Raw genomic sequence first — 18,551 nt, 5'->3', positions numbered from 1 at the left:
ATCGGGAGCGCGGTGACTTATGGGGTGATCACAATATTTGATGCCGTCTCCGCAGAAATCCGGGGTTCGATGGCGCTGCGGTGCTGCGTGCGTGTGCAGATGCAGTCGTCTGATACCGTAGCCCTACGTGGAAATGCACGTAACAATACATATGGCCTGCAGTAGAAGCGTCGTCGCGGCAAATTGTAGCTAAACGAAAGTGCAACCAAATGTTAGTATAGGTGATTGGCATACTGGGGAGATTGGAATTGCGTCACGTGCTGAGATTGGAGCGCTCTCGATGCACAGACCACGTCAGCATTTGAATATTCCTACTGAGATCGTCCGCACCGTCGTTGCGATCGCCGAGACGGGAAGCCTGTCGAAGGCCGGGGAACGTCTCGGCCTCAGCCAGCCGGCGATCAGTTCGCAGGTCAAGCGACTGCAAAGCCTGATCGGCGGCGCACTCTTCGTCAGAACGGCAAACGGCACCACAACCACCGAGCTCGGCAAGGTCGCCGTGCAGCAGGCAAGGCGCATCCTCGAAGCCAACGATCAATTGCTTCGGTTGGGCGGCAGTCATGAGGGACCGCAGCCGCTGCGGCTCGGAATCAGCACGATGCTCGCCGAGGAATTCCTCAAGCTTCATCCGGCCGAGGCGCTCACCGACGTCCTGCTTCACGCCGACATGTCGCCAGCCGTCATCAGAGGATTGATCGACGGCTACATCGACATCGCCTTCGTCTACAGCAATCCTTCGCTGGAGAACGAGGACGAGGTGACGATCGCCGCCGAGGCCGACGAACGGTCGGTTTGGGTGCGATACCGCGATTTCGTGCTCAGGCCGGGCGCGCCGATCCCGATCCTGGCGTGGCCGGGTGACGACTGGATGATCCGGACGCTCACCAAACACAACATCTCCTACAAGATCGTGTTCAGGAGCCCGAACCACCAGCTGCGACTGGAAGCCGCGCGGGCCGGATATGGCCTGACCGCGTGCCCCGAGCGGATGATCCCGCCCTTCCTGGTTTCGGCGAAGGACTATTATCTGCCGGAGCTTCCGGTGCAGAAACGCCTGCTGTGTGTTCGCCCGGGCCTCGAAGGAAGTCGCGCGACGGCGATGGTGCAGCGGTTGTCGAGCCTGTTCTTCGCCGGCGCGAAGCCGGTCCGGCAGGTGAGCAACATGTAATCCGCCGCCGCATTGCGGCGGCAGCGGTCAATAATGCGGTGGGCGCTCGTTGGCGGGCCCGGGCCCTTGGCGTTCGGCCTCCTGAAGCCGGTCGCGCAACTCGGCGACCTGGCGCGTCAGCGCGTCGATCTGCTTCCACTGCGCCGTGATGGTCTGGTTCAGCGTCTCGATGGCTTCGTCCTGGTAGGTCAGGCGGACCTCCAGCGCATCGACCCGTTCGCTCAGCCTTGCAGCATCATTCATCGACGGCACCCGCGTGTTCGCGCTCGCGCAGGCCGTGGCCGAGCGCGACGCGCTCGTCGAACACAAAACAGTCGCCGCGCCAGCGGCTGTCCTGCAGCGGAGTTTCCTCGAGATATTTCAGGATGCCGCCCTTGAGGTGATAGACCTCGGCAAACCCCTGCGCGAGCAGATAGGCGCTGGCCTTCTCGCAGCGGATGCCGCCGGTGCAGAACATCGCAATCCTGCGGTGCTTCGCGGGATCGAGATGACGGGCGGCAAATTCCTTGAACTGACCGAAGCTCGCGATCCTGGGATCCACCGCGCCTTCGAAGCTGCCCAGCGCGACCTCGAACGCGTTGCGGGTGTCGAGCACCAGCATGTCGGGCGAGGCGATCAGCGCATTCCAGTCGGCGGCGTCGACATAGGTGCCGACCTGGCGCGTCGGATCGATCGTGGTGTCGCCGAGCGTCACGATCTCCTTCTTCAGCCGGACCTTGAGCCGCTGGAACGGCATCTGCACGGCTTCGGAGAATTTCAGCTCGAGATTGTCGAGGCGGCCGCCGAACAGCGGCCCGTGCCCGAGCTCCGCGACGAACGCATCGATGCCGTCGCCGGTGCCGGCAATGGTGCCGTTGATGCCCTCATGGGCGAGCAGCACGCTGCCCTTGAGGTCGAGCCCCGCGCAGAGCGCGCGCAGCGGCTCGCGCAGTGCGCGGAAATCGGGCAGCGCGGCGAACTGGTAGAAGGCGGCGACCTTGAACGGCATGGCCGGGGTTTATCAGGCCGGCCAGGTCCGCGAAACCCCGCAAAGCCATGCGTTATCGGGATAATTCCTCTGGCATGCCAGGCATTGCCCTGCCGGGGATGAATGTGCCATGTACTTGGCATCCATCCGCCGCAGCAGCATCAGAACATCACGATCAAGCGAGCTCTCCGCCATGAGGAATTTCCATTTCGCCGGCCGTTCCACGGTCCACGCCCAGAACGCGATGGTCGCGACCTCGCATCCGGAGGCGGCGCTCGTGGCGATCGAGGTGATGCGCGAGGGCGGTACGGCTGCCGATGCGGCGGTCGCGGCCTGCGCGCTGCTCGGCGTCATCGAGCCGCAATCGACCGGCATCGGCGGCGACTGCTTTGCGCTGATCCAGCCGAAGGGCGAGGGCAAGATCACCGCCTATAATGGCAGCGGCCGGGCGCCGATGGCGGCCACCGCCGACTGGTACCTCGAACGCAACATCCATTCGGTGCCGCTGACCTCGGCGCATGCCGTCAGCATTCCCGGCGCAATCGACGCCTGGGACGTTATCCTCAGGGATCACGGCAAGTTCGGCTTCGACCGGCTGCTGCAGCCGGCGATCAAGGCCGCCGAAGAGGGCTACGTGGTCGCGCCGCGCATCGCCTTCGACTGGAAGAACGGTTTTGAGAAGCTGAAGAACGGCACCAATACCGAGCGCTATCTGCTGCCGCATGGCAAGCCTGCGGTCGCCGGCGACGTGATCCGGCAGCCCGAGCTCGGCAAGACGCTGCGCGCGATCGCGCAAAAGGGCCGCGACGCCTTCTATAGCGGCGAGATCGCCGCCGACATGGTCGACACGCTGCGCGGCATCGGCGGCCTGCATACGCTGGAGGACTTTGCCGCGCATTCGACCGAGGCGACCTCGCCGATCGGCACGATGTACAAGGGCCACGACGTCTGGCAGTGCCCGCCGAACGGACCGGGTATCACCATGCTGGTCATGCTCAACATCCTGTCGCGCTTCGACCTGACCAGGTTCAAGCCGCTCAGCATCGAGCGCTTCCATCTCGAGGCCGAGGCGGCGCGCATCGCCTACATGATGCGCGAGCAGTATATCGGCGATCCCAAGCACGCGCATGTCGACGTCGCCGGCATCCTCTCCAGGGAGTTCGCCGACGAGCACATCAGGAACATCCGGATGGATGGCTTGCTCGATCTGCCCAACGTTGCGCCACCGATGAATCCGTCGACCGTCTACATCACGGTGGTCGACAAGGACCGCAACGTCTGCTCGTTCATCAACTCGATCGCGCATTCGTTCGGCTCGGCGATCGTCTCCAACAAGACCGGCGTGCTGCTGCAGAACCGCGCCGGCGGCTTCCGCATCCAGCCCGGCCATCCGAATTGCATCGCGCCGGGCAAGCGTCCGCTACACACCATCATCCCGGCGCTGGCCACCAAGAACGGCCGTGCCGTGATGCCGTTCGGCGTGATGGGCGGCCAGTACCAGCCGGTCGGCCAGACCCATGTGCTGACCAACATGCTCGACTATGGCTGTGACGTGCAGGAGGCGATCGACATGCCGCGCGGCCTGCATTACGAGGGCGTCTACCAGCTCGAGGATAGCGTGCCGGCGGAGATCGTCGAAGGCCTGAAGAAGATCGGCCACAAGACCACCAGCGTGGTTGCGCCGCTCGGCGGTGGCCAGGGGATATGGATCGATTGGGACAAGGGCACGCTGACCGGCGGCTCCGATCCGCGCAAGGACGGCTGCGCGCTCGGCTACTGATTGTCGCGGCCGGCGAGGCCGGACCGGCGGAACAAGGTGTTGTCGCGGGGGTTGGTGCTGAAAGCCCTTCCCCGCGAGGCCCGTCATCCGTTCCCTCGATTCAGATGATACTGACCAGGCCGATTTGCGCGGCGGCATCTCGCCGTGGTTTGTTGCAGCAACGCCACCGCCGCGTCCCGCGCTATCGGAAAATCTCGCCTGCGATGCGCTTATCGTCGGCGCCGGCATCACCGGCTCGCTGGTCGCCGAGCGCCTGACCCGTCAAGGGCTCGACGTCGTCATTGTCGACCGTGAGCACCCCGGCCGCGGCAGCACTGCGGCAAGCACCTCGATGCTGTTGTGGGAGATCGACCGTCCGCTTGTCGAGCTGACGGCGCTGTACGGCTTCGAGCGGGCCGCGCGTGCCTATCGGGCAAGTCTCGATGCCGTGACCGGCTTGATCTCGCTGGTTCGTGACAACAAGCTGCCGGGAGAGATCAGAAAGAAGCGCTCGCTCTATCTGGCGGCCGGCAGCTCTGTAGCCGAATTGCTCGATGAGCATCGGCTCCGCCGCCGCGCCGGCCTGCCCGGCGACTTCCTCGATCATGGACAACTGCTCGAGACCTACGGAATGGCGCGCGCCGGCGCGATCGTCTCGCCTGGCGCGGCGGATGCCGATCCGCTCCAGCTGGCCCGCGGTCTGCTCCACCTCGCGGTCACGCGCGGTGCGCGGCAGTTCGATGCGGAGGCCGTGGTATTCGATCCGGCAGGTGCCGCAGTCACGGTGGGATTCGAGGATGGCCACGAAATTGCCGCGAAGGCCGTCGTGCTGGCGACCGGCTACGTGATGCCGGATATCGTCCGGTCGAACGTCCAGGCCGTGTCCTCGAGCTGGGCGATTGCAACGACGCCGCAGCCGCAGAACATCTGGAAGGATGGCGCGCTGATCTGGGAGAACGCCAGGGATTACCTCTACGCACGCACGACGCCGGCGGGGCGCATCATCATCGGTGGCGAGGACAGTGAGGACATCATCGCGCCCGATGCGCGCGACCGCCTGATCCCGGAGAAGTCGCGGCGGCTCGCGCAACGTCTCGCCGCGCTCTGGCCGTTCGCGGCAACGGAGATCGAATACCGCTGGGCCGGAACGTTCGACACCACCTGCGACGGCCTGCCGCTGATCGGTCCGGTGCCCGGCGCGAAGGGCGTCTATGCCGCGTATGGCTATGGCGGCAACGGCATTACCTTCAGTTATCTGGCTGCGCAATTGATCGGCGATCTCGTCGCGGGCGGCACCTCGCCATTGCTTGACGATTTCGCGCTGGACCGCGATGGCGGCATAGCCGGTCACTGAAAAATGGCTAGGGAATTGCCCTGCGCTGGGCTAGAGACGGCCGTTCTTCACGAGAGGTGCAAGATGCGATCTTCCCGACGCACGATCATCAAGACTGCGTTCGCCGGACTTGCGGCGGCAGTCTCCACGTCCTTTGTCAGCGGGACGGCAACGGCCCAAACCGCAGGAAAGCCCATGACCACAGCCTCAGGCCTCCAGATCATCGACAGCAAGGTCGGCACCGGCGCCTCGCCGAAGCCCGGCCAGACCTGCGTCATGCACTACACCGGCTGGCTCTACGAGAACGGCCAGAAGGGCAAGAAATTCGACTCCTCGGTCGACCGCAACGAGCCGTTCGAGTTTCCGATCGGCCAGGGCCATGTGATCAAGGGCTGGGACGAGGGCGTCGCCACCATGAAGGTCGGCGGCAAGCGCACGCTGATCATCCCGCCTGATCTCGGCTATGGCGCGCGCGGCGCCGGCGGCGTGATCCCGCCGAATGCGACGCTGATGTTCGACGTCGAGCTGCTTGGCGTGAAATAATCGGGCGTGACGTAACCAGCCCACAACAAGAGAGGGCGCAGCGATGAAGATTTCGATCCTCGACGATTATTTCGACACGCTGCGCACCCTCGATTGCTTCCGCAAGCTCGACGGCTACGACGTCACGATCTGGAACGATCACGTCCAGGACGTCGAGGCGCTCGCCGAACGGCTGCGCGACACCGACGTGCTGGTGCTGATCCGCGAACGCACCCAGATCCGCACGCCGCTGCTCGAACGTCTGCCGAAGCTGAAGCTGATCAGCCAGCGCAGCGTCTATCCGCATATCGATATCGACACCTGCACGCGGCTCGGCATCATCGTGTCGTCGGGCCAGCATGCCGACACGCCGTCCTACGCCACCGCCGAGTTCACCTGGGCCCTGATCCTCGCCGCGATGCGTGCGATCCCGCAACAGATGGCGGCGCTGAAGGCCGGCAAATGGCAGATCGGCGTCGGCCATACGCTGCGCGGCAAGACGCTCGGCATCTACGGCTACGGCCGCATCGGCGCCGTGGTCGCGGGCTACGGCAGGGCATTCGGCATGAACGTGCTGATCTGGGCGCGCGAGCCGGCGATGGCCAAGGCGCGCGCCGACGGTTACGAGACCGCAGCCTGCAAGGCGGATTTCTTTGCCCGCTGCGACGTGCTGTCGCTGCATATGCGGCTGGTCGACGCGACGCGCGGCATCGTCAAGGCGGAAGACCTCGCGCGGATGAAAGAGACCGCGCTGATCGTCAACACCAGCCGCGCGCCGCTGATCGAGCCCGGCGCGCTGGTCGATGCGCTGCGCGCAGGCCGGCCCGGCATGGCCGCGATCGATGTCTACGAAAAGGAGCCGCTGCGCGACACCGCCGACCCGCTGCTCAACATGGACAACGTGGTGTGCACGCCGCATCTCGGCTACGTCTCGCGCGACGAGTACGAGATCCAGTTCACCGACATCTTCGATCAGATATTGGCCTACGCCGCCGGTACGCCGACCGACGTTGTCAATCCGGACGTGCTGGCACATCCGCGCTCGCGCGGCTGAAGCTTCGCAAGGACAACGCGCGGCCGCGCCGGAACGTTTCGATTTTCCGCTCGCCTGCGCTCGCGCTTTTCGGTAGCGTTCCCTGCACGAACTTGACCAACGAAAGCAAGAACGATGAGCGGTTCCCACGATCACACCCATTCCCACGATGATCACCATCACGACGACGAGCGCTGGAAGCACGACGGCGTCCGCGTCATTCCCGGCAATCAGCTCGATCCGAATGTGCCGTCGACCGCCGGCATGGACCGCAAGGCCGCGATCAATTTCGCACGCGTCGGCGCCCAGAAACTGTGGGCAGGCACCGTCAGCATCAAGCCGGACGCCAAGACCGGCGCGCATCATCACGGCCATCTCGAAAGCATTATCTATGTCGTGAAGGGCAAGGCGCGGATGCGCTGGGGCGAGAAGCTGCAGTTCACCGCCGAAGCCGGTCCCGGCGATTTCATCTTCGTGCCGCCCTATGTGCCGCATCAGGAGATCAACGCCAGCCGCGACGAGGTGCTGGAATGCGTGCTGGTGCGCTCCGACGGCGAGGCGGTCGCGATCAATCTCGACATCGAACCGATCGAGAAGCCGGAGACCGTGCTGTGGGTCGACCCGGTGCACCGGCATCCCGACGAGAAGAAATAACGTCGCGGCGCGTCCGCGACGCAAGACAATAACAACAAGAGCAGGGAGGCCAGCATGACGCTCGTTCGCTACGAGAGCGCGGATCACGTCGCGACCATCACGATGGCGCGCAGCGAGAAGCACAACGCGCTCAACGACGCGTTGTGTACGGAGTTGCGCGATGCCTGGCTGCGCTTTCGGGACAGCGGCGATCGCGTCGCGGTGCTGGCTTCGTCCGAGGAGAAGTATTTCTCCGTCGGCGCCGATGTCGGTGATCTCCCCGCCAACATGTGGCACGCCGTGCCTGGCCTTGGTGTCGAACTCGACAAGCCCGTGATCGCGGCGACGTCGGGCTGGGTCGTTGGTGGCGCCTTCGTACTGGTCCAGATGGCTGACCTGTGCGTGGCGTCGGAGACGACACGATTCATCTATCCCGAGGGAAAGATCGGTACCACCGCGGGCGGCGTGTCATCGGTGATGGCACGGATGCCGCACAAGATTGCGATGGAATTTCTGCTGGTCGGCGAGGAAATGTCGGCGGAGCGCGCCTTCCAGATCGGCTTCGTCAACAAGGTCGCGCCGAAAGGGCAGCACGTCGTGACGGCGCAGGAGATGGCTGCAAAAATTGCCGGCAACGCACCGCTGGTGGTCCGCGCGCTGAAGAAGCTGGCGCGCGAGGCCATGCCGAAAGGACCTCTCGAAACCGTTGCCGACGCGCGGCGGCTGCTCGATGAAGTCAGAGACAGCGAAGATCTCAAGGAAGGCGTCAAGGCCTTCGCAGAGAAACGGAAGCCGCGGTTTACGGGGAAGTGACGCAGTCATTCCGGGGCGACGCGGAAGCGTCGAACTCGGAATCTCGGGCCACAATATCGAGATTCCGAGATTCCGGGTTCTCGCTTTGCGAGCCCCGGAATGACGAGGGGTGAGGCTTACGCAAATACCCGGTGATCGATCGCCCCGTTCGGCACCACATAGCCGTAGCGCCTATTCGACGGCTCTGGGCCTGCCTTCTCATACTGCGCCTTCATCATCGCGAAGCGATCGCCTTTCAGCTCCAGCATCGCGCGCTTCGGCTGGATGTTGTAGAGCCGCGCATTGTTGTCGCCGAAGATCGCCGTCTTGACCGGTCCGTCGGCGGGGCCGAGCGGCGCGTAGCCGAACTTCTTCTGCATCACCTCGGGGATTTCCAGCCGCCGCAGGCCCTCGATCTGCCATTGCGGCGCGCCGGTCCACAGCGCGTCGGTGCCCCAGCAGATATGGTCGACGCCGAGCCCCTTGATCAGGGTGCCCATCAGCGCGGCGCAGACATTGGGTTCGGCGACCAGCGTGGTGGCGAACAATTGCCCGACATCGCCATAGACATTGCTGACGCCATACTGCGCCGGGATGTCGGCGAGATCGCTGGTCCAGGCGATCCGGCCAGTGCGCTCGAACTCGGCGAGCGCGACCCTCGGATCGCCGCCGACATGGCGATAGGCCGAGTGATAGATCACGAAGTTGAGCTGCGGCCAGTCCTTGGCGGCCTGGCCGACATCGGCGACGTCGGCAAAGCCGCGCAGGTTCGGATATTGCTTCTCGATCCCGGGCGGGAACAGGCCCTTGTGGACGCAGACATTCTTGATGCCCGCCTTCACCATCTTCTCATAGCCCTTGTAGGCGACCTTCTCGTCGTCCAGCCGCCAGGGATAGCGGCTGATCTCCTTGTGGGTGTTGTCGCCGATCGTGTAGCCCTTGCAGGATTCCGGCTTCAGCGCCAATGCGGCATCGAGCTTGTCGAGCCAGCCGGGCTGTCCGGGCGTGAAGATGGCGTGGCAGAACACCCGGCGCGAGCCGGCCTCGTCGTTGATCTTCTTGCGCGCGTCGGCCATCTGCTCGTTGGTCAGGAACCAGTCCTGCTCGATATCCGACGGCGCCGAGGAGATCAGCGAGATCTTGGTGTCGGAATCGAGAAACATCTCCTTCTTGTAGTTGTTGAACTTGAGATCCTCGATGGTCTGCTCGTGATCGCTGAGCTGCTTGTTCCAGCCGGCCTTGCCGACCGCCTTGCGCATTTCCACGAAGCCCATGATGCGGGTGTCGTCGCGCAGGAAATGCGTATGCATGTCCATGATGAACTGGTCCTTCAGGGCGTTGGCGCGCTCCTGCGCGTCGCGGCCTCCGCCGGCGTCACGTCGAACAGCTCCCCGTAGACCTGGTTCATCGCGACAAAGGAAGCGGCCATGCCGGCCGCGGTCTGGAAGAATCTCCGGCGGTCGAGGCCCTGCTTGCCGCCGAGATCGTCGGCCATCGCGAGCAGCCGCGCCTCGACCTCACGTTGCCGTTCGTTCTGCGGGTCGGGATAGAACTCGTCGCTGGAGACGATCTGGGTCGGGATCGGCGTTGGGTACTGGCACAGTTCGGAGGGCATCAAGGCGGCAAGTTCTTCGTCGGTCAGATTGCTGCTCATTCTTCGCTCCCGCTTCTCGCCGGATATTTCCGGTCGGACCGCGGCGGAGACTAGGACCAAGTCCGCACCTCGTCCGCGCCGATTGCCGGAAACAGCGTTCACAAAATCGTGCATCGCATTTGCCGTCATTGCGAGGAGCGTACGCGACGAAGCAATCCATACTCCCGCAGCAAGCGGCGCTATGAATTGCTTCCGCCTTCGCCAAGGCTTCGGCGGACACGTCGCTTGCGCTCGCAATGAAGGTTGTGGATGCTAGCATCGTGCAACCCAGGGGCCGAACGAAGCCCCGTCGTTCAGAATGGGAGGCGAACCATGACGAATTCCGACCATTCGCGGCGCAGCGTCATCAAGGGCATCGGCGTTGCAACGGCAGCCGGTGTGCTCGGCGAAGCGCCGGCGCGGGCCGCAACCGCCGTTCCTGCCGAAGGTGAAATCTGGAGCAGCGAATACTGGGCGAAGAAGGGCGACATTCCGCTCTGGATGTTCCGCAAGCGGATCGGGGCGCCGAAGCAAGGCGAACCGCCGCGGCCCGTGGTGTTCTTCGTCCACGGCTCGTCGGTGACTTCTAGGGTGTTCGACCTCACGGTGCGGGGCAAAGGCGAGTATTCGCTGCTCAATGTCTTTGCGCGCTACGGCTTCGATTGCTGGACCATGGACCACGAGAATTACGGAAAGTCGGGCCGCACCTCGGGCAATGCGGATATCGCAAGCGGCGTCGAGGATCTGAAAGCCGCGGTCGAGGTGATCGCCCGCGAGACCGGCGAGAGGCGATATCACTTCGTCGGCGAATCCTCCGGCGCGCTGCGGGCCGGCGCCTTCGCGATGTCCGCGCCCGAGCGCATCGATCGGCTGGTGTTCGCCGCCTTCACCTACAAGGGCGAGGGCTCACCGACGCTGGCAAAGCGCGCCGAGCAGCTTGCCTATTACCGCAGCCACAACATGCGCAAGCGCGACCGCGACATGATCCGCTCGATCGCGACCCGCGACCGGCCCGGCACATCGGACCCCGCGGTGATGGAGGTGCTGGCCGATGTCGAGATGCAGTTCGGTGACCAGATTCCGACCGGCACCTATCTCGACATGACCGCCAATCTGCCGGTGGTGCATCCGGAGAAGGTGCTGGCGCCGGTGCTGCTGGTCCGCGGCGAATATGACGGGATCGCAGCGGTGCCCGACCTCGAGGAGTTCTTCAACAGGCTGCCGAACGGCGACCGGCAGTTCATCATCCTGCCCGGCACGGCACATTCGGTGGCGCTGGCCGCCAATCGCGAGCTGTTCTGGCATGTGACGCGGGCGTTTCTGACGATGCCGACGCCGATCGTGACCTGAGGCACCCTGCGGCAGGACGCCGCAACAAAAATCTGCGGGGCGATGTCGGGAGCCGGCCATACGGTTCGTCCTCGAGGCACAACCCCGAGAAAAGGAGCCGTTCATGGCCAAGCCGACAATGATCTTCGTCAACCTGCCGGTCAGCAACCTCGCCCGCGCGACCGCCTTCTACGAGGCGATCGGCGCGACGAAAAATCCGCAATTCTCGGACGAGACCGCCTCCGGCATGGTGATCTCCGACACCATCCACGTCATGTTGCTGACCCACGACAAGTTCCGGCAGTTCACCCCGAAGACAATCGCCGATGCCCGGACCACGAGCGAGGTGCTGATCTGCCTGTCCGCCGATAGCCGCGACGCAGTCGACGGCTATGTCACCAGGGCGAAGGGCGCGGGCGGTACTGCCGATCCGTCGCCGCAGCAGGATTACGGCTTCATGTATGGCCGCAGCTTCGAGGATCCCGATGGTCACATCTGGGAAGTGATGTGGATGGACGTCGAGGCCGCGATGAAGGCGCAGTCCGCCGCGGCCACCGCCTGAGCGCGCCGACAAGGAGCTCATCGATGTCAAAAGTGTCCCCCTGCCTGTGGTTCGACGGTGAGGCCGAGGAAGCCGCGAGCTTCTACGTCTCGCTGCTGCCGGATTCCCGCATCGACAAGATCCAGAACAACATCATCGACGGTCCGGCCGGAAAGGCCGGCACCGTGCTGGTGGTCGAGTTCACCCTGGCCGGTCAGCGCTTCATGGCGCTGAACGGCGGGATGCGGATGGAATATACTCACGCGATCTCGTTCTCGATCGACTGTGTCGATCAGGCCGAGGTCGATCGGCTCTGGGCCGCGTTGCTCGCTGGTGGCGGCAAGGAGGACCAGTGCGGCTGGCTGCGCGACCGCTTTGGCGTGTCCTGGCAGATCGTGCCGCGCCAGCTTCACGATTATATCGGTGGCGCCGATGCGGCCGCCGCTGCGCGCGCGATGCAGGCGATGCTCGGCATGATCAAGCTCGATGTCGAAGGCCTGCGCCGGGCCTATGAAGGCAAGGCGGCGGCGTGAGGTAGATGCCTCCACTGTCATCGCCCGGCTCGTCCGGGCGATCCAGTATTCCAGAGACCTCTGTGCTTGGCCGATGGGTCGCGGCGTATTGGATGCCCCGCATGAAGCGGGGCATGACAGGTGCCTAGAGCTTCGGTTCTGATTGAATCAGAACCGAAGCTCTCGCTTCTTGTCTTGACGCGTTTTCTTCATGCGAACCGGTGTCCACCCCGCATCAAGTGCGGGGCAGGCTTCGCTCGAAAACGCTCTAGTAATTGATCCGCAGCCCCACGCCGCCGTGAACCGTGTTGCCGACCGGCTGCGGCCCGGCGGTGCCGTTGACGAACAGGTCGGCGATCCAGCCCTTGGTGATGCGGAAGCCGACGCGGCCGCCATATTCGAACCAGCCCTGGTTGCCCATCGTCGGCACGATGGTGCCGTCGCCGGTGACGGTCGCGACGATGCCCGAATGCGTGGCGAAGGATTGCACCCAGCCGCCATTGATGTTGGTTTCGATGTTCGATCCGAACAGATGCGTCCACTGGCCGCCGATCTTGACCAGGCTGGTGCGATCGGTGCCGTCGGCGATCGTCGCATCGAACGGATTGAAGGCGACAGCGGGATCGCTGTAGCCCTTGACCCGCTGCCACAGCTGCCAGACCTCGACCGAAGCCGCGAGCTCATCACGCGCTGACAGCCGGTTGATCCAGCCTGCGCGGCCGTAGACGCCGTAATTCTCGCTCGAGGTCTGGCTGGTGATGGACACCGGACCGAGGCTCGTCGCGTAGTTGCGGGTGTAGCGCACCTTCTCGGACGGCGAGAGGATGGTGCCGACGTCGAAGAACGGCCGCGACGAACCCCAGTCGACGAAGTCGTAGCGCAACGCGAAGGCCCCGATCGGCGCGCTGGTGACGTTGTAGCCGCCCTCGCCATATTGCGTGTAGGCGATGCCGGCGAGCAGCGACAGGTTCGGCGTGATGGTCTTGCGGCCGTGGATGCCCGCCGAGAACGAGCCGGCCGAGCCGAAGGCGCTGATGCAGTCATTGCAATTGACCTGCTCGTTGACGCCGAGCAGCACCGTGCCGAGCACGCGGTTGGTGATCATCTGGTTGAAGCGCTGGTCGGCGAGGCCGTTGATCGAACCGCCGCTCGACGGCGCGCCGGTGATCGGCGTCGGGGTTGGTGTCGGCGTGGGCGTCGGCGTTGGGGATGGCGTCGGCGTTGGGGTAGGAGTTGGAGTGGGCGTAGGCGACGGCGTCGGCGTTGGTGTCGGAGTAGGCGTCGGTGTGGGGGTCGAATTGCAGTTCGGCGACGCCGCCAGCGTGCTTTCGGGAATTGAAGTACAGTTCGGCGTTGGAGTCTGCGCCTGGGCCGGCGCAGCCAGCGCCTGCAGCATTGCAAGCGACAGCGCCGTCGTCAGAGCGACCGACAGAACCAACTGATGCATGCGCCGCATCATGCTCAGCGTCCGCACAGCATGCCGGTGGGGTCGTCGTCGACCGGCGGCGTCACCGGCGTCGCATCGGCGAACTGGGTGACGGTGCAGAGCCCGGCCGCCTGGCTGCAGGTCGCGGCAAAGGTCCAGGGCGGATTGTTGGTCTTCTGGATCGTGGTGTGGCCGCCGCTCGAAGTGATGATCGCGGTGTCACCCGGCTGGGTCAGATCGATGCACTGCCGGTTCGACGTGCACACCGTCGATGCGCCCTCCTGCAACACCACCGTGGTCTTGCCGCGTTGTGACAGGATATCGAGCACGGTGCCACGAACGCCGATGGTCGCAAGCGGCGTCGTGATCCTGTAGGCGGCCTTGTCGGAGCGGCCGGTGACGAAGCGGAACGCGCCCGACGTCAGGCGGATCGCGACATCGCGATAGTGATGCTCGTCGTCGAACACGGTGCGGTCGAGCTTGAGCGAGGCATTCGGGCCGAGCGAGAGGTTGGTGCTGTCAGCCATCACCAGCCGCGCGGCGCTTTCGAGACCGGTGCGCACCGTCTCATCGCGCAGCAGTGCGTCGCCGACATTGATCGGCGTGGTCGCGGCCGCAACGCGAAGGACCTCGTTCTTCACCATGGCAGCTTCGCCGACGCGCGTCTGCGCGCGAGCGGGATGCGCCGTCAGTGCGGCGACAAGACCGAGCGCAAGAATGGAGAGAAAGCTGTGAGGCAAATTCATTGCAATACCGATCGACCAACCCTGTCATCGTATCGGATCGCCCCTGCAGCTGATATTGTATAATTGTCACAAGCTCTGCTGAGTTGAAGCGGTGCTGATGAATTCGAGGACGTTCAAGGAGCGGGTATGAGAGTGAGTTCTGATCACATTCGTCACATACGTCACACGCACCGGCGTAGCTCACACTTCGCTCACACTCGTTCCCCTCGCACCGTGCTCACGTTTTGAACATCGCATCCGAATCTCCTTCCGTTTTTGGGCGGCCCGCCGCGCGCACGGCGATTGTTGCGGCCATCATCTTCATCGTCGCCCATGTCGTGCTGCTGCTCGGGATCACGGCGCCGGACAAGCTCTATTTCGATGAGGTGCATTACGTGCCGGCGGCGCGGCAGATGCTGCTGCAGGTGGTCGAGGGCCCGATCCTCAACCCGATGCATCCGCCGCTTGCCAAGGAGATCATCGCCCTCTCGATCAAGGCGTTCGGCGACGTGCCGCTCGGATGGCGCTATCCCGCGGCGCTGTTCGGCGCGCTGGCGCTGGTCGCCGTTTATCTCGGCGGGCTCGCGCTGTTCGCGTCGCAGGAGCGTGCCATCGCGGCGGTGCTGCTCGCCTTCTTCAACCAGATGCTGTTCGTGCAGTCGCGGATCGCGATGCTGGATATTTTCGCGCTCGCTTTCTGTCTGTTCGCGATCGCGGCTTTCATCCACGGCTTCAGGCAGCAGCGGCCGCAACTCGCCTTCGCGCTGGCGGGGTTAGCAGCGGGGCTTGCATGTGCCTGCAAATGGAGCGGGCTGTTCGTGCTCGCGACCTGCATCGCGATCGTAGCTGCGATCCGCCTGATGCAGGGCTGGCGCACGCGCTTTGCCGACGCCGATGCGGAAGATTGGTACCGGCCCGATTTGTGGCCGGATTTCCGTCTCCCTCACTTCATCGTCTGTTTCGTGCTGATTCCGTTGATCGTCTATCTCGCGACCTTCGTGCCGCTCTACGGCCTCTCGTTCTCCGGCATCATCGAGGCGCAGCGCCGCATCTTTGCCGACAACACCACGACGGCGATTGCAGGCCACACCTATATGAGCTCGTGGCCGTCCTGGCCGTTCCTGGTGCGTCCGGTCTGGTATCTGTTCGAGAAGGTCGGCGACGACGCCTTCGCGGCGATCGTGTTCCTCGGCAACCCGCTGGTGCTGTGGCCGGCCTTGATCGCGCTGATCGTGGCGCTGCGCGACTGGATCGTCAGGCGCCGCCGCGATGCGTTTCTGGTGCTTGCGTTCTACCTCGGCCCGTATCTCGCCTGGGCGCTGCTGCCGCGCACGCTCGGCTTCATCTATTACTATCTGCCGGCGGCGTGTACCGCGAGCTTCGTGCTGGTCTACGCATTGACGCGCAAGGGGGCGCCGCGCTGGCTGTTATGGGCCTTCGTGGCGGCCGGATGCGCCGGCTTCATCGCGATGCTGCCGGTCACGGTCGCCGCGATCGGGACGTCGATCGCGACCTTCAACCGGCTGATGCTGTTCCAGAGCTGGATCTGAAACGCTCGGGGATAAAATGATCCGCCTGCCGGGTGCGGCAGGCGGATCCATAGCGTTTTCGAGCGAAGTGGACGCCGGTTCGCGTGAAGAAAACGCGTCCAGATAAAGAGGTAGAGCTTCGGTTCTGATTCAATCAGAACCGAAGCTCGAGGCTGCGGGAGGTTATTTCGACGCGGTCTTGGTATCCATATTGACGACCTGCACGCGGCGATTGGTCGGGTCCATCGGCGCGTTCGGATCCTTCGGTCGGGTCTTGCCGTAGCCGACGGTCACGAGGTCTGAGCCGTTGAGGCCGTAACGCTCGACCAGATACTTCTTGATGGTGTCGGCGCGGCGCTCCGACAGGTCCTGGTTATAGGCTTCGCCGCCGATCGCGTCGGTGTGGCCGGCGACGACGAAGGTCGAGCCCTTCATGCTGGCATCCGACAGCGCCTTGCCGAGCTCCTGCACCGCTTGGGTCGAGCCCTTGGCAATCTCCGCCGAGTTGTAGTCGAAGTGAATTTCCAGATCGATCTTCGGCTTGGTGGCGGCGATGTCGGCGATTTCCTGGCGTTCGCCGAGTGACAGCGAGCGGGTCTGCCGGTTGCGAACGGTGTTGAGGAAGCTCGCCTCCTTGGCCGAAGCGGCCGGGTCGACCTGCGTATCGGCCGAGAGGCCACGGGTGGCCGACTTCGGCTTCAGCGCATTGAGGATCTGGGCGGCCGGAACGGTGTCGCTGCCGGCCAGTGCCACGCCCGCCGTCATCGACAGCGCAGCGCCGATTGCCAAAAAAGACAAGGAAAGAGAGCGGGTCATGGGTTTCGTCCTTAAATACGCGGCCAGCCAATTTCGGCTTGCTGTCGTTTTGATGCCGAGAACCTAGGACCGGTTCAAAACCCGGTATGTGACATAGGTCACAGTTGGATGTGCAGAACCTGGCGTGTGCCAGGCAGGGCAGCGGAGAGGGTGAGCACCATGACCCACGTCAATCGCGTCCTCCGCTCGATCAATGACGAGGATGCCGCGCGCTGCGTCGATATCTTCCTTCGCCCGGAAGGGACCATCGGCTTCGAGGAATACCGGCGGGACGTCGAAGACAGCCGCGGCTGGTTTCCGGTTGGCGGTCATTCGTCCCGGGTCTTCCATGAGGAGAGCGTCGCACTCGAGGCAGCGCTGCGGGACGTTCCCTGGTTGCGGCGGGTCGTCGGATCGGCGTAGCCGGTCCTGTTCGCTCGCACGCCGGTGCGTGCATGATTGTGCGCGGCTGATTTCCGCCGTCCGGCCCTCCACAGCGGCGCGAATCTCACTACATTGCTGGCGCAATGCCCCGCGCCGCAGAACCCCTTTCGCTGAACAATGCCGCCGCCCGCCATATCTGGCTGCGCGCGCAGCGGCTCGATACGCAGGCGCCGTTCGGGCAGGGCGCCTCAGCCGTGGCGGCCGCCGTCGACCATCTCGGCTATGTGCAGATCGACACCATCAACGTGATCGAGCGCTGCCATCACCACATCCTGTTCACCCGGATTCCGGACTACCGCCGCGCCGACCTCAAGCAGGCGCAGAGCACCGACAAGAGCGTGTTCGAATACTGGACGCACGCGCTGTCCTACATTCCGTCCAAGGACATCGGCATCTTCCTGCCGGCGATGAAGGCGCACAAGCGCGAGGGCCATAAATGGTTCGCGTCGGTAACGGCGGCCGATACGCGCAAGGTGCTGCGGCTGTTGCGTGCCGGTCCGCTGACGATCCGCGACATCGAGGACGACGTGCTCACCGAGAAGGAGCATCTCTGGCAGAGCCGGAAGCCATCCAAGTGCGCGCTGCAGCTCGCCTTCTATGGCGGCGTGGTCACAATCAGCGAGCGCGCCGGCATGCTGAAGACCTATGAGCTGATGAGCAGGCACTTCGGCTGGGACAAGCCGCCGAAGCCCGCACCGGCGTCGGCCATAACAGCCTATCTGCTTGACCGCGCGCTGCGCTCGCAGGGCATCGTCAGCCTGGATTCGATCTGCCATCTCGACGCGCCGAGCAAGAAGGCGGTGCGTAGCCTGATCGAGGCGAGGGTGCGCCGCAAGGAATTGGTCCGGATCGCGCTCGACGGCGCCGGCAAGCACGAACATTGGGCGCGCCCCGAGGTGCTGGAGCAGACCGGCGAGGGGGATCCCGCCCTGGTCCACATCCTCTCGCCGTTCGATCCGCTGATCATCCAGCGCAAGCGCACCGAGCTGTTCTTCGGCTATGGCCACCGCTTCGAGGCCTATGTGCCGAAGCAGAAGCGCCTGTTCGGCTATTTCGCGCTGCCCGTACTGGTCGGCGACGACATCGTCGCCGCCCTCGACCTCAAGACCGACCGCCAGAACAAGAAACTCCTGATGCAGAAATGGAGCTGGGTCGGCAACGGCAAGAAACAGGCGTCGCGCAAGGAGCTGAAGCGCCGCATCGAGGAGGAGCTAGACCGCTTCGAGCGATTTCAGCTGGCGGAGTGAGAGCGTTCCTCTTCGATCGTCATTGCGAGGAGCGAAGCGACGAAGCAATCCACCTCCCCATTTGCGTCGCTATGGATTGCTTCGCGGAGCCTGTCATCGGGCGCGCGTTCGCGCGACCCGTTGGCTCGCAATGACGGCGATAGCCGGTGGGGGCGTGCATGGG

20 protein-coding genes are annotated in these 18,551 nt (G+C 64.2%); 13 read left to right on the top strand and 7 right to left on the bottom strand.

Annotated features, from left to right (window positions below):
- Nucleotides 1-280 precede the first annotated feature (280 nt).
- Nucleotides 281-1,168: a LysR family transcriptional regulator gene (locus K359_RS0132300; RefSeq protein WP_245284785.1), complete on the top strand. Its 888-nt coding sequence runs from the start codon at nucleotides 281-283 to the stop codon at nucleotides 1,166-1,168.
- A 27-nt stretch (nucleotides 1,169-1,195) separates the two neighbouring features.
- Here K359_RS0132300 and K359_RS0132295 read toward each other — a convergent pair whose 3' ends face one another.
- Nucleotides 1,196-1,411 carry a SlyX family protein gene (locus K359_RS0132295; RefSeq protein WP_029083028.1) on the bottom strand — a complete coding sequence of 72 codons (216 nt, stop codon included), beginning with the start codon at nucleotides 1,409-1,411 and terminating at the stop codon, nucleotides 1,196-1,198.
- Nucleotides 1,404-2,156: a rhodanese-related sulfurtransferase gene (locus K359_RS53550; protein ID WP_035977490.1), complete on the bottom strand. Its 753-nt coding sequence runs from the start codon at nucleotides 2,154-2,156 to the stop codon at nucleotides 1,404-1,406. The genes K359_RS0132295 and K359_RS53550 overlap by 8 nt, the downstream gene beginning before the upstream one ends.
- A 172-nt stretch (nucleotides 2,157-2,328) precedes the next feature.
- Here K359_RS53550 and ggt point away from each other — a divergent pair, with 172 nt between their 5' ends.
- The 6 genes from ggt (at nucleotide 2,329) to K359_RS0132260 (ending at nucleotide 8,228) form a co-directional block, all read left to right on the top strand.
- Complete coding sequence (gene ggt / locus K359_RS0132285) at nucleotides 2,329-3,915, top strand: gamma-glutamyltransferase (protein ID WP_029083027.1); 1,587 nt, start codon at nucleotides 2,329-2,331, stop codon at nucleotides 3,913-3,915.
- Between the two features lie 124 nt (nucleotides 3,916-4,039).
- Nucleotides 4,040-5,248: an FAD-binding oxidoreductase gene (locus tag K359_RS0132280; RefSeq protein WP_245284784.1), complete on the top strand. Its 1,209-nt coding sequence runs from the start codon at nucleotides 4,040-4,042 to the stop codon at nucleotides 5,246-5,248.
- A 63-nt stretch (nucleotides 5,249-5,311) separates the two neighbouring features.
- Entirely contained in the window at nucleotides 5,312-5,770 is a 459-nt protein-coding gene (locus K359_RS53545; protein WP_029083025.1) for an FKBP-type peptidyl-prolyl cis-trans isomerase, read from the top strand.
- 43 nt (nucleotides 5,771-5,813) lie between these two features.
- Nucleotides 5,814-6,803: a D-2-hydroxyacid dehydrogenase family protein gene (locus K359_RS0132270; protein ID WP_029083024.1), complete on the top strand. Its 990-nt coding sequence runs from the start codon at nucleotides 5,814-5,816 to the stop codon at nucleotides 6,801-6,803.
- 114 nt (nucleotides 6,804-6,917) lie between these two features.
- Nucleotides 6,918-7,436: a cupin domain-containing protein gene (locus K359_RS0132265; protein WP_029083023.1), complete on the top strand. Its 519-nt coding sequence runs from the start codon at nucleotides 6,918-6,920 to the stop codon at nucleotides 7,434-7,436.
- Between the two features lie 54 nt (nucleotides 7,437-7,490).
- Nucleotides 7,491-8,228, top strand: coding sequence for an enoyl-CoA hydratase/isomerase family protein (locus K359_RS0132260; protein WP_029083022.1), 738 nt, complete (start codon nucleotides 7,491-7,493; stop codon nucleotides 8,226-8,228).
- A gap of 116 nt (nucleotides 8,229-8,344) precedes the next feature.
- Here the strand turns inward: K359_RS0132260 and K359_RS53540 are convergent, their stop codons facing one another.
- Together K359_RS53540 and K359_RS64735 are read right to left on the bottom strand one after the other, a co-directional pair.
- Entirely contained in the window at nucleotides 8,345-9,523 is a 1,179-nt protein-coding gene (locus K359_RS53540; RefSeq protein ID WP_245284783.1) for an amidohydrolase family protein, read from the bottom strand.
- 14 nt (nucleotides 9,524-9,537) lie between these two features.
- On the bottom strand, nucleotides 9,538-9,861 hold the full coding sequence (locus tag K359_RS64735) for a hypothetical protein (protein ID WP_245284782.1): 324 nt from the start codon (nucleotides 9,859-9,861) through the stop codon (nucleotides 9,538-9,540).
- 312 nt (nucleotides 9,862-10,173) lie between these two features.
- Here K359_RS64735 and K359_RS0132250 point away from each other — a divergent pair, with 312 nt between their 5' ends.
- From K359_RS0132250 to K359_RS0132240, 3 genes are all read left to right on the top strand, one after another.
- Nucleotides 10,174-11,190: an alpha/beta hydrolase gene (locus K359_RS0132250; protein WP_029083021.1), complete on the top strand. Its 1,017-nt coding sequence runs from the start codon at nucleotides 10,174-10,176 to the stop codon at nucleotides 11,188-11,190.
- A gap of 103 nt (nucleotides 11,191-11,293) precedes the next feature.
- On the top strand, nucleotides 11,294-11,731 hold the full coding sequence (locus tag K359_RS0132245; protein ID WP_029083020.1) for a VOC family protein: 438 nt from the start codon (nucleotides 11,294-11,296) through the stop codon (nucleotides 11,729-11,731).
- A gap of 23 nt (nucleotides 11,732-11,754) precedes the next feature.
- Complete coding sequence (locus tag K359_RS0132240; protein WP_029083019.1) at nucleotides 11,755-12,243, top strand: VOC family protein; 489 nt, start codon at nucleotides 11,755-11,757, stop codon at nucleotides 12,241-12,243.
- Between the two features lie 247 nt (nucleotides 12,244-12,490).
- Here the strand turns inward: K359_RS0132240 and K359_RS0132235 are convergent, their stop codons facing one another.
- Nucleotides 12,491-13,669, bottom strand: a complete 1,179-nt coding sequence (locus K359_RS0132235; protein WP_371261208.1) for a hypothetical protein — start codon at nucleotides 13,667-13,669, stop codon at nucleotides 12,491-12,493.
- Between the two features lie 14 nt (nucleotides 13,670-13,683).
- The gene (locus K359_RS0132230) at nucleotides 13,684-14,394 is read right to left on the bottom strand and encodes a FecR domain-containing protein (RefSeq protein ID WP_029083017.1); all 711 of its coding nucleotides are present in this window, start codon (nucleotides 14,392-14,394) and stop codon (nucleotides 13,684-13,686) included.
- A gap of 224 nt (nucleotides 14,395-14,618) precedes the next feature.
- Here K359_RS0132230 and K359_RS0132225 point away from each other — a divergent pair, with 224 nt between their 5' ends.
- The gene (locus K359_RS0132225; protein WP_029083016.1) at nucleotides 14,619-15,923 is read left to right on the top strand and encodes a phospholipid carrier-dependent glycosyltransferase; all 1,305 of its coding nucleotides are present in this window, start codon (nucleotides 14,619-14,621) and stop codon (nucleotides 15,921-15,923) included.
- Nucleotides 15,924-16,085: 162 nt separating this feature from the next.
- Here the strand turns inward: K359_RS0132225 and K359_RS0132220 are convergent, their stop codons facing one another.
- Nucleotides 16,086-16,718, bottom strand: coding sequence for an OmpA family protein (locus tag K359_RS0132220; protein ID WP_029083015.1), 633 nt, complete (start codon nucleotides 16,716-16,718; stop codon nucleotides 16,086-16,088).
- A 159-nt stretch (nucleotides 16,719-16,877) separates the two neighbouring features.
- Between K359_RS0132220 and K359_RS0132215 the strand changes: the two genes are divergently transcribed.
- Both K359_RS0132215 and K359_RS0132210 read left to right on the top strand, forming a co-directional pair.
- Complete coding sequence (locus K359_RS0132215; protein WP_029083014.1) at nucleotides 16,878-17,120, top strand: hypothetical protein; 243 nt, start codon at nucleotides 16,878-16,880, stop codon at nucleotides 17,118-17,120.
- A 104-nt stretch (nucleotides 17,121-17,224) separates the two neighbouring features.
- Complete coding sequence (locus K359_RS0132210) at nucleotides 17,225-18,388, top strand: winged helix-turn-helix domain-containing protein (protein ID WP_029083013.1); 1,164 nt, start codon at nucleotides 17,225-17,227, stop codon at nucleotides 18,386-18,388.
- Nucleotides 18,389-18,551 lie beyond the last annotated feature (163 nt).

Origin of the sequence: Bradyrhizobium sp. th-b2, from assembly GCF_000426785.1 — a bacterium.
Lineage (GTDB): Bacteria > Pseudomonadota > Alphaproteobacteria > Rhizobiales > Xanthobacteraceae > Bradyrhizobium > Bradyrhizobium septentrionale.
This window is presented reverse-complemented; position numbering and strand designations above follow the sequence as displayed.

Coding starts and splice junctions, on each gene's coding strand:
- K359_RS0132300 (WP_245284785.1), top strand. CDS start 281: ATGCACAGACCACGTCAGCATTTGAATATTCCTACTGAGATCGTCCGC.
- K359_RS0132295 (WP_029083028.1), bottom strand. CDS start 1,411: ATGAATGATGCTGCAAGGCTGAGCGAACGGGTCGATGCGCTGGAGGTC.
- K359_RS53550 (WP_035977490.1), bottom strand. CDS start 2,156: ATGCCGTTCAAGGTCGCCGCCTTCTACCAGTTCGCCGCGCTGCCCGAT.
- ggt (WP_029083027.1), top strand. CDS start 2,329: ATGAGGAATTTCCATTTCGCCGGCCGTTCCACGGTCCACGCCCAGAAC.
- K359_RS53545 (WP_029083025.1), top strand. CDS start 5,312: ATGCGATCTTCCCGACGCACGATCATCAAGACTGCGTTCGCCGGACTT.
- K359_RS0132270 (WP_029083024.1), top strand. CDS start 5,814: ATGAAGATTTCGATCCTCGACGATTATTTCGACACGCTGCGCACCCTC.
- K359_RS0132265 (WP_029083023.1), top strand. CDS start 6,918: ATGAGCGGTTCCCACGATCACACCCATTCCCACGATGATCACCATCAC.
- K359_RS0132260 (WP_029083022.1), top strand. CDS start 7,491: ATGACGCTCGTTCGCTACGAGAGCGCGGATCACGTCGCGACCATCACG.
- K359_RS53540 (WP_245284783.1), bottom strand. CDS start 9,523: ATGGACATGCATACGCATTTCCTGCGCGACGACACCCGCATCATGGGC.
- K359_RS64735 (WP_245284782.1), bottom strand. CDS start 9,861: ATGAGCAGCAATCTGACCGACGAAGAACTTGCCGCCTTGATGCCCTCC.
- K359_RS0132250 (WP_029083021.1), top strand. CDS start 10,174: ATGACGAATTCCGACCATTCGCGGCGCAGCGTCATCAAGGGCATCGGC.
- K359_RS0132245 (WP_029083020.1), top strand. CDS start 11,294: ATGGCCAAGCCGACAATGATCTTCGTCAACCTGCCGGTCAGCAACCTC.
- K359_RS0132240 (WP_029083019.1), top strand. CDS start 11,755: ATGTCAAAAGTGTCCCCCTGCCTGTGGTTCGACGGTGAGGCCGAGGAA.
- K359_RS0132235 (WP_371261208.1), bottom strand. CDS start 13,669: ATGCATCAGTTGGTTCTGTCGGTCGCTCTGACGACGGCGCTGTCGCTT.
- K359_RS0132230 (WP_029083017.1), bottom strand. CDS start 14,394: ATGAATTTGCCTCACAGCTTTCTCTCCATTCTTGCGCTCGGTCTTGTC.
- K359_RS0132220 (WP_029083015.1), bottom strand. CDS start 16,718: ATGACCCGCTCTCTTTCCTTGTCTTTTTTGGCAATCGGCGCTGCGCTG.
- K359_RS0132215 (WP_029083014.1), top strand. CDS start 16,878: ATGACCCACGTCAATCGCGTCCTCCGCTCGATCAATGACGAGGATGCC.
- K359_RS0132210 (WP_029083013.1), top strand. CDS start 17,225: ATGCCCCGCGCCGCAGAACCCCTTTCGCTGAACAATGCCGCCGCCCGC.